14 protein-coding genes are annotated in these 12,569 nt (G+C 65.5%); 7 read left to right on the top strand and 7 right to left on the bottom strand.

Translation table 11 applies throughout. The features are described 5' to 3' along the window. Window positions 1-35: 35 nt before the first annotated feature. Complete coding sequence (locus tag D9V36_RS24620) at window positions 36-398, top strand: WXG100 family type VII secretion target (RefSeq protein WP_129295682.1); 363 nt, start codon at window positions 36-38, stop codon at window positions 396-398. Between the two features lie 89 nt (window positions 399-487). Next, complete coding sequence (locus tag D9V36_RS24615) at window positions 488-784, top strand: WXG100 family type VII secretion target (RefSeq protein ID WP_093492380.1); 297 nt, start codon at window positions 488-490, stop codon at window positions 782-784. 217 nt (window positions 785-1,001) lie between these two features. Here D9V36_RS24615 and D9V36_RS24610 read toward each other — a convergent pair whose 3' ends face one another. The 4 genes from D9V36_RS24610 to D9V36_RS24595 all read right to left on the bottom strand — a co-directional run bounded on the left by D9V36_RS24610 (window position 1,002) and on the right by D9V36_RS24595 (window position 4,560). After that, a complete protein-coding gene (locus D9V36_RS24610) occupies window positions 1,002-1,454 on the bottom strand; it encodes a hypothetical protein (RefSeq protein ID WP_129295681.1) in 453 nt (150 codons plus the stop codon). Between the two features lie 295 nt (window positions 1,455-1,749). Continuing rightward, window positions 1,750-2,211: a hypothetical protein gene (locus tag D9V36_RS24605; RefSeq protein ID WP_129295680.1), complete on the bottom strand. Its 462-nt coding sequence runs from the start codon at window positions 2,209-2,211 to the stop codon at window positions 1,750-1,752. Between the two features lie 100 nt (window positions 2,212-2,311). Beyond that, entirely contained in the window at window positions 2,312-4,102 is a 1,791-nt protein-coding gene (locus D9V36_RS24600; RefSeq protein ID WP_129295679.1) for an alpha/beta hydrolase, read from the bottom strand. After that, a complete protein-coding gene (locus tag D9V36_RS24595; protein ID WP_129295678.1) occupies window positions 4,102-4,560 on the bottom strand; it encodes a hypothetical protein in 459 nt (152 codons plus the stop codon). Before D9V36_RS24595 ends, D9V36_RS24600 begins: the two co-directional genes overlap by 1 nt. Before the next feature lie 503 nt (window positions 4,561-5,063). On the opposite strand from D9V36_RS24595, the gene D9V36_RS24590 reads away from it, so the two are divergent. The 3 genes from D9V36_RS24590 (at window position 5,064) to D9V36_RS24580 (ending at window position 7,712) form a co-directional block, all read left to right on the top strand. Then, a complete protein-coding gene (locus D9V36_RS24590) occupies window positions 5,064-5,402 on the top strand; it encodes a hypothetical protein (RefSeq protein WP_241721018.1) in 339 nt (112 codons plus the stop codon). Window positions 5,403-5,410: 8 nt separating this feature from the next. Beyond that, entirely contained in the window at window positions 5,411-7,210 is a 1,800-nt protein-coding gene (locus D9V36_RS24585) for an alpha/beta hydrolase (protein ID WP_129295676.1), read from the top strand. A gap of 61 nt (window positions 7,211-7,271) precedes the next feature. After that, window positions 7,272-7,712, top strand: coding sequence for a hypothetical protein (locus D9V36_RS24580; protein WP_129295675.1), 441 nt, complete (start codon window positions 7,272-7,274; stop codon window positions 7,710-7,712). A 656-nt stretch (window positions 7,713-8,368) separates the two neighbouring features. Here D9V36_RS24580 and D9V36_RS24570 read toward each other — a convergent pair. After that, the gene (locus D9V36_RS24570; protein ID WP_129295673.1) at window positions 8,369-8,584 is read right to left on the bottom strand and encodes a DUF397 domain-containing protein; all 216 of its coding nucleotides are present in this window, start codon (window positions 8,582-8,584) and stop codon (window positions 8,369-8,371) included. Next, window positions 8,565-9,422 carry a helix-turn-helix domain-containing protein gene (locus D9V36_RS24565; RefSeq protein ID WP_129295672.1) on the bottom strand — a complete coding sequence of 286 codons (858 nt, stop codon included), beginning with the start codon at window positions 9,420-9,422 and terminating at the stop codon, window positions 8,565-8,567. Before D9V36_RS24565 ends, D9V36_RS24570 begins: the two co-directional genes overlap by 20 nt. An 87-nt stretch (window positions 9,423-9,509) precedes the next feature. On the opposite strand from D9V36_RS24565, the gene D9V36_RS24560 reads away from it, so the two are divergent. Together D9V36_RS24560 and D9V36_RS24555 are read left to right on the top strand one after the other, a co-directional pair. Continuing rightward, a complete protein-coding gene (locus tag D9V36_RS24560) occupies window positions 9,510-9,755 on the top strand; it encodes a hypothetical protein (RefSeq protein WP_241721017.1) in 246 nt (81 codons plus the stop codon). Next, window positions 9,752-10,132: an ATP-binding protein gene (locus D9V36_RS24555; RefSeq protein WP_129295671.1), complete on the top strand. Its 381-nt coding sequence runs from the start codon at window positions 9,752-9,754 to the stop codon at window positions 10,130-10,132. The genes D9V36_RS24560 and D9V36_RS24555 overlap by 4 nt, the downstream gene beginning before the upstream one ends. Window positions 10,133-10,231: 99 nt before the next feature. Here the strand turns inward: D9V36_RS24555 and D9V36_RS24550 are convergent, their stop codons facing one another. Then, on the bottom strand, window positions 10,232-12,079 hold the full coding sequence (locus tag D9V36_RS24550; protein WP_129298661.1) for an AMP-dependent synthetase/ligase: 1,848 nt from the start codon (window positions 12,077-12,079) through the stop codon (window positions 10,232-10,234). Window positions 12,080-12,569 lie beyond the last annotated feature (490 nt).

Below are 12,569 nucleotides of genomic sequence, written 5' to 3'. Positions count from 1 at the left end.
CTCTTCGGTAACCCACTCATGGGGGAAGGTGGATCATGGCAGGCAATACCGCACTTACCTATGCGGAGATCGAAAAGCTCAAGAACGAGATCCAGAGCGGCAGTCAGGCGATGTCGTCCCAGCTGCGGACGCTGGTCAACGCCATCTCCGCAGTCGAGTCGGCATGGACCGGCCAGGGCGCCAGCGCCTTCAAGCAGGCCCAGAACGCCCTCAACGAGGACCACGCCGCCCTGCGCCGCATGCTCGACGGCATCAACGACGCGATCGCCCAGACCGGCACCACCAGCCAGTCCAACGACTCCGAGGTGCTTTCCAGCTTCCGCGGCATCGACGTCAACGGCGCCGCCCCCGGCGGCCAGCTCAACACCGGCTCCGCCAGCGGCATCAGCAACTACTGAACACCCGCGCCTGCACCTGTGCCTACACCTCAGGAGCAGGCTTCCGGTAAAGCGACATCCACCGATCAGCCACCACCAGTGGGGGAGAAATGGCCGGCGACGAGAACCTCAGGGTGACCTACGGCGCGGTAGAGCAGACCGCCGCCGACATCGAGCGTTCCGCCAAGGAACTGCAAGCCGAACTCGACAGGATCTGGGGCGCGGTCAAGCGCGTCTCCAACTCCTGGGAAGGCGAGGCCCACCAGGCATTCCAGGCCGCAGAACGCCAGTGGAACGCCCGGGCCAGCCACATCCAGAGCACCCTGCACGAGGTCGCAACCAAGATCCGTTCGGGCAGCGCGGACTACCGGGCAACGGACCGCCGGGCTGCCGGGTTCTTCCAGTAGCGATCAGCAGCTCAGGTGACTCGGGGTGGGCGTACAGCGCATGTACGCCCACCCCAACTGCAATTCGAGAGCAAAACCCGGAAGCATGGCCTCAGATGGATTTGGCCGCGCGCGGCTCCAATGAAGCGCTCGGGTACCGATGAGGTGCCGCCGCTGCACGTCCGCCCGGTGGTTGGCCCGTTTGCGGCGAGTGGGCTGCCGATCACAGGCCGGGCGATCAGTACCCGTCCACAACCTTGCCCTTCGGCACCTGGAAGCACGCCGAAGTCAGGTCCACAGAAATGAGCGCTTTGAGCGAACCGGGGTTGGCTCGCTTGGTCCGGTCAAGGAGCCGGATGCTGATGGAGAACTTCTTTTTCGTGGAGTCAGCCACGAGCTCAAGACTCTTGCTGGGACTTGCGTCAGGGCCGTAACTGACAATCTTCCACCCCTTCCCCGGGAGGCTCTTCCTGAGGCGCTCCATGGCCTTCTTCATCTCCTCGACCGGAACGCCACTAACAGACCAGGGATGATGGATCGTATAGAACTTACCCGCACCCTTGTCTCCGCAGGGCGAAACTCCCGGACCAGGTTTACTTATCTCGCCTTTCAGGTCGATCACATCGAGAACGGAACTTGAGATCTCCCGCGCCCCTCCCCTCGCTTCAGAGATGCTGCGAACATCCGGCACAGGTCCAGGGTCACTCCCGGAATCTTTCACGCTTGAACATCCTGCCAATATTACCCAGGCTCCCACGGGCAGCACGGAGAAAAAACACTTGGCACGCTTCAACCGAAGCGAGATGGCGTTAACGGGCACGCTTCACCTCTTCGTACTACCCAAGGACAACAGCTGCCTGATTCTGAAAGCTCTGCGTAGTCCGAACACAGCGAGGTGCCCGCCGGCCCCTGATTCGTGTGACGCCTTGAGGCCATCAACGAATCTGCTGAATGCGGGCGCGCCATCATCATGCTCGACGACCGGGTCACCGCTCCGTGACAGTTTTCCCGGCGGGGACCTCAAAGCAAGTGGACACCAGGCTTACAGCGATCCGGGATTCTCGACTCTTTTTCCTCTCATCGAGGAGATGGACAGCCACCGAGAACTTCTTCTCCGTTGAATCTGCCATGAGCTCCAGAGTCTTGGCAGGGCTGGAATCCGGGCCATACTTGACAATATTCCAGCCCTTTTCGGGCATCTCCTTCTTCAGCCGTTCCATTGCCTGTTCCAAGTCCTTGAAAGGGACGCCATGAACTGCCCAGGCATGACGGACCATGTAGTAACGCTCAGGGTCTCCCTCTTCGCACAAAGCAGCATGAGGGCCTGGCTTAGTAATCTTGGCGTTCTTCAGTCCCATCATGGCGTAAATCTCACTGGAGAGGCTCCTGCCGTCTTCTTCAGCGAGGGGGACATCTCGCACAGGAGCCTCATCCCGATCGTCGTGCATGCCGGAACATCCCGTCATCGTGATGGCCAAGAGCGCGGTGACTACCGCAAAAAGCCGCGGAAAGGAGCGGAGGCGGTGACGCGATCCCGCCGTACGCAGGCTAGTCATATTTGACCCTGTCATAGTTCCCCGTGGCAACAGCTGCCTGATTCCACAGGCTGGCCGAGCCGCGCTTCCAATATCCGCCGTGGTCCGGTGAATCCGTGGACATGCGGTGAGCTCCGAACGCCTCGTCCGACGGCACGACTTCCTGGGGGCCGTAAGAGTATGGGAGGCCATGCCAGTACTGCGCTCCCCACTTCCAGCCGCCCAGGCCGGCGATCTTCCCTCCCAGGGGAACCGGGTCCTTGTCGGGTGATGCGGCCTCCGACCAAACATGTTCCTTGCCGATTCCGAGGTCTTCTGCTTCGGGAACCAGCATTCCGGGGCTGCCGGCGACCAGGATGTCGTCCGTGGCCATTCGGCCTCCGAGCGAGGCATCACCGATGACAGTTGAACCATAGCTGTGACCGATCAGCGTGGTATGGCTGGCACCCGAACCTCCTTGTGCCGTGTGCAACCCCTCCATGAAGCGGTTCAAATGAGGGGCCGCACCATTTGCCCAGTCCACTGATGATGCTTCGGGTACCGCGTCGCCCTTGTCACCAGGAAAGGCGCTACGAGGGGCGTCGTACCCGATCCAGGTAATCGTGGACAAGTCGCCCCCACCCGCGAACTGCTGACTGTCGTACCAAAGATCAGTCATCCGGGCAATATCGCCTTCTGCGCCTGCCAGCCTTGCCCCGGTACCCGGTACGTAGACCGCGGTGTGCTTGGCGGCGTCAGGGTTTCCCGTAGCGATGATCGCTCGCCCTTTCCCGTCGGCATCGAAACCGAGGAGGTAGGCAGGCGGAAGACCCTCGAACCCGGTCTGCTCGAAGCGTTTCTGAATAGCCTCCATGCCACCGAGCTGGGCCTTGAGGAAGTCACGCTTCTTGTGCCAATCCTCCCATTTCTTGCTGACGTACGGACCGGAGCTCCCGTCCCCGGGGTCATACTCCGGCGGCTCAGGCCCTAGGCGGTCCAGCTCCAGCCGCATGCGTGCCTGGCTCTCGTCCAAGACGGTTCGGTTCGCGTCATCTCGGACGGTGGCGGGCAGGCCGTCCAAAGCCCCGATCTCAGATGGAAACAGAGAGGAGTACTCATCCTGTTCTTCTGATGAAAGCCCCTGCCACCACCTGGCATTCTCCGCGGGAAACTTGCCCTTGGGGATGTCGTCGCGCTGCAGATACTTTCCTGAGGACCTCCGGAGGGCGCTCGTGTCGCGCTGCGCATCGGCCCAGTCCGAGTCGGTGACTTCGATGTCGTTGTCCGCCTTGAGCCGGTCGAGAGTCCGGGAGTAGTGGTCATCGGCCTTGGTGGCATCCGTGAGGGCAGCCCCGATTCGGTCGGCGTATGCCTGCGCCTTGGCCTGTTGCGGATCGAATGCGAGAACCCCCCTCGGGCCACCCGCCCAAGCGGTCTGCTCGGGATTGAAAGGCATCTTTACGCTCTGAGACACCCAGTGGACCGTGCCATCCGGCTTGACTGTGAACTTTTCCGCCTCAGCATCGGCTATTGCGTCATTCAACTTTCGTTGTGCCGCGCGTAATTCCGAAGCCAGGCCGCTCAATGCGGTACGGATCAGGCCGGTCTCCACCTGGGTGTAGTGGAAGTTGCGGCTCAGCCGCCGCAGCCGGTCCAGCGCAGCGGTAGGGGCCTTGCCTGCCAGATCGCGCTGCAGCCGACCGACGATCTCGTTGTCCACCCGATGCTTGGCATCGCCGGCGGCGCTGCTGACCTTGTGCCACCCGTCCGCAGCCTCCTCTAACTCCGAAGGCTTGATCTTCCGCAGCTGCGCAATGCTCACCATCAGGATTCCCCCCGGCCGTGCGAGCCGGCGCCCGGCCTCTTCACCGGCACGGTCTTCTGTTCATGGAAGGCTTCGCCGATCGCTGCGTCGGTCTTGTAGAAGGCGTCACCGGTTTTCTGCAGCTTGTCCTTCAACTCGTCGCACTCACGGCTCACCAGATCAAGCCGCCGCTGCCATGACTGATAGGCGCTGAGATGCGAAGCAGCACTCCGCAGGCCCTCGGCTTCACTGCCGCCGCTCCCCCCGACATCGTGCCTGCTCTCCAACGCACGCAGAGCGCTCTTCAGGTTTTCCCGGACGGACCCTACGGCATGCGCACCTCCGCTCCAGGCCTGGCGGGACGAACGAAGATCCCCTGTATCGCCGTCCGAGTTCCAGCCTTCTCCGCCTGCGCCGGCCAGGCTCGTACGGGCAGAACTCTCCCGTTTGAGTTCAGCCCACTCCGCTTCGAACGTCACTCCGCCCCCTGACAAGCCATGTGTGCGTCGGCCTCACGCGCGGGTGTGAAGTTAACAGGGGAAGTGAGGACAGTGCGTGAGTATCTGTACTCAAATACCCGCCATCGGTAAGGGCAGCGCCTCGGCAACAACGCCACCTTTCGGCCTTCCACGTCGTCGACATGAGAGCGCTTCTCGCAGCAGGGACCCCAGCCACGAGAGCGGATGACGCCATCCGCAACGTCACAGCAGGCGAACGCAAGGCCGTGGCAGCGCTGTTCATCCTCAGGGTGGCAGCCATCCGGCTCGACCTCATGGCTCATAAGTAGCCGTACTCAGGTCCCGCAGGGTCCATCGCCGTAGGATTTCCAGCCATACAGCCAGCGAGGATGACGGGGGACGCTGTGTCTTGGGACGAAGAATGGGCCGCGCTCAAGCGGGAGGCCGGCGAAGGGCGCGGATTACGGCTCGCGAGCGCCGACGGGGACGCTGGGCGAGGCGGTTCGGATGGCGGATCCGGCGACTTGAAGTCCAAGCGATCCGTGTGGACCACGGCGGGGCGCGAGGTCCAGTCGTTACGCGGCGACATCAAAAAGGCCCTGGCGAAGCTGGAAGAAGGGCAGCAGGGACTGGGCACCGGCGGCAGTGGCGTGCAGAGCGCTGCGGCACAGCAGGATGTCCACCGCTCCTGGAAGCGGTACCTGGAGGCCCTGAGCGGCCGGTGCGGCGCGATCCAGGCTCGGATGGAGAAGGCGGGCGGCGAGCTGTACGGGAAGGACGCAGCCGTCAAGGGCTCGTTCAGCAAGCTCTCCCAGCAGTACGAGGACACCCCCGCTGTCGGTGGCCGGCAGCAGGGGAAGTGACCTGAGCCATGGACTTCTCGACGCTCAAGAACCTCAAGACGTCCGAGTTCGAGGACGCCGCGGACGGATACCGTGCCGTCAGCCATACGGCGAGCTCCGCCAAAGACGCGCTTGAGCAGCGCATCAACGCCAAGTTACGGGAATCGCTCTCCGGCGCGGCCGCGGAGGCCGCTCTCACACAACTCCGCGCACTGGCCCAGGACTTCCACTACACCCAGGTGGAGTGCGGTGTCATCAGCACCGCCCTCAGCGCCCTTGCCGCCGACCTGCAGACCGCCAAAAAGAAGCTCGATGCGGCGGTCGCGGATGCGGAGGGCGAGAAATTCACCGTGGAGAAGGACGGGTCGGTCACCTACCCGGCAGCAGGCGACGAGTACCGGGGCAAGACCCCGCCGGGCGGCACGGCGAACGGTGTCACGGACGAGACCGCCAAGGCGCTCAACCGGCAGGCGGCCAACTTCGATCCCAATCCCCACTTCGCGCGGGCACAGGCCTACGCCGACCGCATCACCGCAGCCCTCGAAGAGGCCACGACCGCCGACGAGAAGTGGGCTCCCAAATTACGGAGCCTCAAGGCTGACGACGATCTGACGGTCTCCGCCGCGGACTGGGTCGACGCCAAGAAGGACACGGGCGGTGTGAACGACGGCGCCGAGCGCTACCTGGACAGCATCAAGGAACCGCCCCAGCACGGCGCCCCGGAGGACAACGCGGAGTGGTGGAAGCACCTGTCCGCGGATGAACGGGACGCCTACATTTCCCTGCATCCCGCGAGCATCGGAGCGATGAACGGCCTGCCCGCCGATGCTCGCGACGAGGCCAACCGTACGGTCCTCGCGGAGACTCGTGGCCAGTACGAGATGAGGCTGGCTGCGATCAACAAATCGGAGCCACCCGAGTTCGAGAGCGTCGGAGCCCGCGGCGATATGAAATACAGCCAGAAATGGCTGGACTGGCATCACGAGAAGGAGCGCCTGGAGGGGAAGCTGAAGGGAATACAGTCCATTCAGGACCGCTTCGACCGGACGGGGCATCGAGGTCTCCCGGAGGCATATCTCCTGGGCTTCGACCCGGACGGTGAGGGCAACGGACGAGTGATTCTCGCCAACGGAAATCCCGACACAGCCCACCACACCTCCATATACGTCCCTGGCACCAAGTCGGACATCTCAATAATCGGCGAGGACGACGGCGACACACCTTCTGACCTCAAGCGCAGCGAAAACCTCTGGAAGCAGAGCAGTCGCCTAGCACCGGGACAGAAGGTATCCACGATTACCTGGCTCGACTACGATGCCCCGGACAGCATTTTCACGGAGGCCCCACAGGACAAGTTCGCGGAAAAGGGTGCGCCACGACTGCTCGAATACCTCGAAGGCAACAGATCGGCCCATCAGTACGCGACGGGAAGCCACGGCCACACCACTGTCATGGGACACAGCTACGGCAGCACGCTGATCGGCGATACGGCCAAGACCGCGAGCTGGAACGGGACGTCGTTGCCTGCCGACGATGTCATGGTCGCCGGCAGCCCCGGCATGCAGGCGGCCCACGCCGCAGACCTCGGCATCGACCCCAAGCATATGTGGGCGATGGGTGGTGATTGGAGTGACTGGATCGTCCGCGAGGGCGGTAAGAATGTGGGTCTCGGTGGCGACCGGACCATTCCCACGGATGTTAAATTCGGCGGAAATATTATGAAGAGCGACGCAGGAGGTCACGGCGAATTCTGGAATGAGGGCTCACTGAGCCTCCGAAACCAGGCCGCCGTCACCACCGAAAATTACGATCTGGTCGAGCATGAATAAACGAATTTCGATGGCGGCACACGTCATCTTCGCATGCGCTTTACTGACGGGATGTTCGAAAATGGACGACGGCAACCTGAAGGCGCGTGAAATTGAGAAGGTAATGGACGGAACTGAGAAGACCTCCCGTGAGATTCGGGACCTCATCGGCCTGAAGGCCAAGGTCACCGATCCGGGCTCCTACGACACGCCGTGCTCGGGGCATCCCGGGGGGAACGTGCACAGGGCCGTTCATCCCTGGAGCGTGTATGACGCCCCCGTCGACGACATGCGAATGGCCATGGACCGACTCAGGGGCGACCTCCCCAAGCATAGCTGGAAGATCGTCAAAGACGGTCACGACGGTAGCCCGTCCAAGGCTCCGCAGATCGTCGCGAATCACGAAGGGGGTGAGTTCTCCGTCGACATCAGGTTGCACGACGAGCGGAAATACGGAAACAGACCCCCCCTGATCGAAGTCACGGTCGAGTCCGCGTGCTTCAGGGCCAAGAAGCCTGATTAGCCTCTGGACAGCGCCATCGAGGTAGCGGGACTGGATGTGCAGCGGGGCTCGTCATGAGCTCCCTCCCGCCCGCGCTCTCATGACGAAGTGATCACGGAAAGTGCTCACATGACAACATGGAGCGGCCTATCTTGGGCAAGATGAGCGAGGACATGCCCCCACAGAAGCCCTGTCCCGACTGTGGCGGCCAAGGCACCGTGGAGTGGGAGACGCCGATGGGCGATGCGGTCACCACGCAGTGTTCCGGGTGCGGTGGCACCGGAACCGTCCTGGCGTAGAGGAGGCGGAGGCAGGCGTGGCGGCCTTCGAGAGGAACGGCAAGCCGGTCGGCCTGGACGCGCAGTACGTCGGGCGGCTTCCGTGCGCGACCTGCGGAATACGGTCGATGAAACTGCCCGGTCAGCAGGGCGGGTTGTGCATCCCCTGCTATGCGGATGAGTGCGCGACCGCGGGGCGTCGTGCGGCGATGGCCGGCGCGTGGGTGGCGGCCAGCTTTGTGGGCGACCCGTGCCTGGCGTGCGGGTCGCGGTCCGTGGACGCCAACGGGTGGGCGTTCTGGTGCAACTCGTGTGAGATGCAGACGGCTGTAGCCCTGCCCCCGACGTGAAGGTGAAACCCGTGCGGGTGAGGTCAGGGCTCGTGGCCGGGGCGTACCTTCAGGCGCCGAGCGTGTCGGCTTTCACGGCCGTGACGAAGCGGCTCCAGGTGCCGGCGCGGACGATGAGGACCGGACCTTCCGGCGCCTTGGAGTCCCGGACGGGGACGAGGCCGCGGAAGTCGTCGGCGACCTCCAGGCATTCGCCGCCGTCGCCATTGCTATAGCTGCTCTTCCGCCAACATGCGGCACTCAAGTCAAGGGTTCTGCTGGCCATTTCGGTAGTCCTCAGCCGCTTCTTCGATGATGGCGAGGGACGCCTCCGGTGGCAGTGCGGCGGCCCTGAGCCGATCGTATGCCTTCCGGTACTGGTGCACGAGGGCCGGATCGTCGATGGTCTGGCCGTGGTAGGGCCCCTCCGTGTACATCAGCGGCGGCTCGTCATCGAACTCCATGAACATGAGCGACAGTTCCATGAAGGGGCGAGTCGGGGCATTACACGGCAGGACCTGTGGAAAGACGCGGCGGCGCCGCACCAAGGCGGCGATCTGGTCGAGCTGTTCGGCCATCTCCGAAGGCGGCAGAAGCGGATCCGGGCCTCGCACCAGAGACTCGTGCAGGATGACCCAGTACTCCAGCTTCTTCGGAGCGTCGAAGAGCTTGGCTCGCTGCAACCGAGCCCGGACCTTCGCGTCGACCTCCTCGGGTAGATCGAGGGGGTGCGTGGAGTGAATGACCGCCCGCGCGTAAGCCCCGGTCTGCAGCAGACCGGGGATGAGCGCATTGCTCCACCGTTCAATGACCCGAGCCCGCGTCTCCGCCTCCGCAATCGGAGCGAAATACTCGGCGTGCGCCCCCTGCCTCGCCTTCCGTACGTCCTCACATCGCCGCTCGAAGAACCCATCGGTCTCCAGCACCCGGTCCACATGCCGGGCCAGTTCCAGCGGCATCCGTCGCTTGGCGCGCTCGATCTCGCTCAGGTAGCTCGGCCCGAAGAAGCTGCCGTGGGCAGTCTCCTGAAGAGTGAAGCCCGCCGCTTCCCGCTTCCAGCGCAGCTCGGCACCGTAAAAGGCGGGGACGCTCGCCGATCCGTCAACGTCTTTGCGTGCGGGCATGGTTCACCGTTCCACGGTTCGCGCAGTGGGTTCTGAACCCCTTCCACGCTACGCCCCGCGACGTCACTCTGTGAGTACATCGTCACCATGCGCACAGGAAGGCGTACGGACATGCCCAGCCATATCCAGCATCACCACCACGACGACGTGCACGAGTGCACCGAGCTGCTGCGTAGCGCGCTCAAGGACAACGGGATCACGCTGCCGTCCCTGGGGATCGACCTGCCGGGGTTCGCCGGCAGTTACGCGGTGCCGCTCGTTGCGCTCGGTAACTGCAATACGACGACCGCCCGCAAGCTGGCCGAGGCGCTTCGCAAGGCGGCGACGCGGTGACACCGCCGTCCGCGCCGCTCACGCTGGAGCTGATCGCCCTGCCCAAGGAAGTGCCCCTGCTCCGGCGCACCGTGCACGACTACCTGGGCGGCCCGTGTGCCGATGTCCAGCTCTGTGTCAGCGAAATAGTGGGGAACGTGATCCGGCATGTCGGGGAGGGCACCCCGGTCGTCGTCCGCATCAGCCGCCGGGCAGGCGGCCGCACCCGGGTGGAGGTCACCGATTCCGACGCGCGGGCGCTGCCCGTACTGCTGCGGGCGCGCGGCGACGACGAATACGGGCGGGGCCTGGCGCTGCTGGATGCCGTCTCGCTGCGGTGGGGCGTACGGCGAGAAGAGGGCCGCAAGACCGTCTGGTGCGATCTCGGCGGGGCATAGCGCCGCGGGCGCATGCCTCAGACCCCGCGCCACCTCCCCCACAGAGGTGACACGGGGTTCCAGTTTGACGCGCCGAGGGCTCGGGCTCCAGAGCAGGGGTCACCTGCTTTCGTAAAGGCCCGCTATGTCTTTGGCGAAATCACGGGTGACGGCGGCGCGGCGGAGCTTCAGGGATGGGGTGAGATGCCCGGTTTCTTCGGTGAAATCCACCGGGAGGACGGCGAACCGGCGAATGGATTCGGCCCGGGAGACCAGTTCGTTGGCGTCGTCGACGGCGCGCTGGAGGTCGGCGAGCAGGGTCTCGTCGTGGACCAGGCGCTCCAGCGGCAGATTCTGCTTCTTGTGCATCTGGCACCAGTGGGCGAGGCCGTCCGGCTCCAGAGTGACCAGGGCGGTGATGTAGGGACGGTTGTCGCCGATGACCAGGCACTGGCCGACCAGGGGGTGCGAGCGGAGACGGTCCTCCAGAGGGGCCGGGGCGACGTTCTTGCCGCCCGTGGTCACCAGGATCTCCTTCTTACGGCCGGTGATGGTGAGGTAGCCGTCGGCGTCGAGGGCACCGAGGTCGCCGGTGGCCAGCCAGCCCTGGTCGGTGACGGGACGGGCCGCGCCGAGGGCCGCGTCCCAGTAGCCGGAGAAGACATGGCCGCCGCGGACCAGGATCTCGCCGTCCTCGGCGATGCGTACCGCGGTGCCGGGCAGCGGCCAGCCGACCGTGCCGGAACGGGGGCGCAGGGGCGGAGTGACGGTCGTCGCGGCCGTCGTCTCCGTCAGGCCGTAGCCCTCGAAGATCTCGATGCCGGCGCCGGTGTAGAAGGCGGCGAGGCGGTGGCCGAGGGGCGAGCCGCCGCTGAGGATGTAGCGGACCTTGCCGCCGAGGGCCGCGCGGATACGGCGGTAGACGAGCGGGTCGTAGAACTTGCGGGCAGCCTTGAGCGCGACACCGGGCCCGGAGCCCGTCCCGTGCTCCTTGGCCTCCACCGCCTCGCCGTAGGAGCGGGCGATACGTGCCGCACGGTCGAAGGAGGCGGCGCGGCCCGTCTTCTCCGCGGTGGCCCGGCCCGTGTTGTAGACCTTCTCCAGGACGTACGGGATGCCGAGGAGGAAGGTCGGCCGGAAGCCCGCCAGGTCGGTCAGCAGGTCGTCGGTCTGGAGGCTGGGGGCATGGCCGAGGCGGACCCGGGCGCGCAGGCAGCCGACGGCGACCATCCGGCCGAAAACGTGTGACAGGGGCAGGAAGAGGAGCGTGGAGGCGGGCTCCTCGCTGACCGACTTGAAGACGGGGTGGAGGAGTTCGACGGTGTTGTCGACCTCGGCGAAGAAGTTGGCGTGGGTGAGGGCACAGCCCTTGGGGCGGCCGGTGGTGCCCGAGGTGTAGATGAGTGTCGCGAGGTCGTAGGGGCCGGTGGTGGCCCGGCGCTCGTCCACCACCGAGTCCGGCAGGGCGCGGCCCTCGGCGACGAGCTGGGCGACGGCGCCGGTGTTGAACTGCCAGAGGTGGTCTAGGCCCGGAAGTTCGGCGCGCACACCGCTGATCAGGCGGGTTTCCTCGACGTTCTCCACGACGCAGGCGCGGGCGCCGGAGTCGTGCAGGATCCCTTGCGCCTGACGGGCGGAGGACGTCGGGTAGAGGGGGACGGTGACCAGGCCGGCCGCCCAGGCGGCGAAGTCGATGAGGGTCCACTCGTAGGTCGTACGGGCCATGATCGCGAGCCGGTCCCCCGGGCGGAGGCCGTGCGCGATCAGGCCCTTGGCGACCGCGCGCACCTCGACGGCGAACTCCGCCGCGGTGATGTCGCGCCAGGTGCCGCTGGGCTGCTTACGCGCCAGGACGATGTCGGCGGGCGCCTCGACCGCGTTGAGGAAGGGGAGGTCGCCGAGCGAGCCGCTGTGGACCGGCGGGGCCAGTGCCGGGACGTAGACCTCGCGGACCGTGCCGTCCACCAGGGTTTTTTGTGGTTCTACGAGGGTGGGGGCGGGGTGTGGGGCGGTGGGGGCTGCTGGGGCGAAGGGGGTGGTGGAGCCGGCGGGGGCTGTGGGGGCAGTGGGGGTGTCGGCCGGGTGGGCGGCGGGTGAGGCGGGGGGTGCACTTTCCTGGTTGGACACGAGCGGGTCCTCGTTTCTCCTGTGGAGTGCGGGGAGGGGCGAAGGGGCGAATGCGAGGGTTCGGAGGGACTCGTCGGCGGGCTGCTCATGGGGGGCATGCATGCAGGGCGGCGGGATCGCTCAAGGGCCGTCCGCGGGGCCGCGCTGGGCCATGGCGGGTCCCCGGCCACAGCCGGCCGGGGCCACCGGCACCGCGGGGTCGGGAGGGGAAGAGAAGTGAAGGGATCGCCCCACCGGGCAGCGGCGGACGAAGCCCGCGCCGTGCCCTGCCCCGCGCCCGGCCTGTCTGTAAGAGCGGGCTTCGGACTACCGGACTGCCGGACTACCGGGC

It is taken from the genome of Streptomyces lydicus (genome assembly GCF_004125265.1).
In the GTDB taxonomy this organism is placed as follows: Bacteria; Actinomycetota; Actinomycetes; order Streptomycetales; family Streptomycetaceae; genus Streptomyces; species Streptomyces lydicus_C.
The sequence above is the reverse complement of the archived record's forward strand: the minus strand, read 5'-3'. Positions and strand labels throughout refer to the sequence as shown.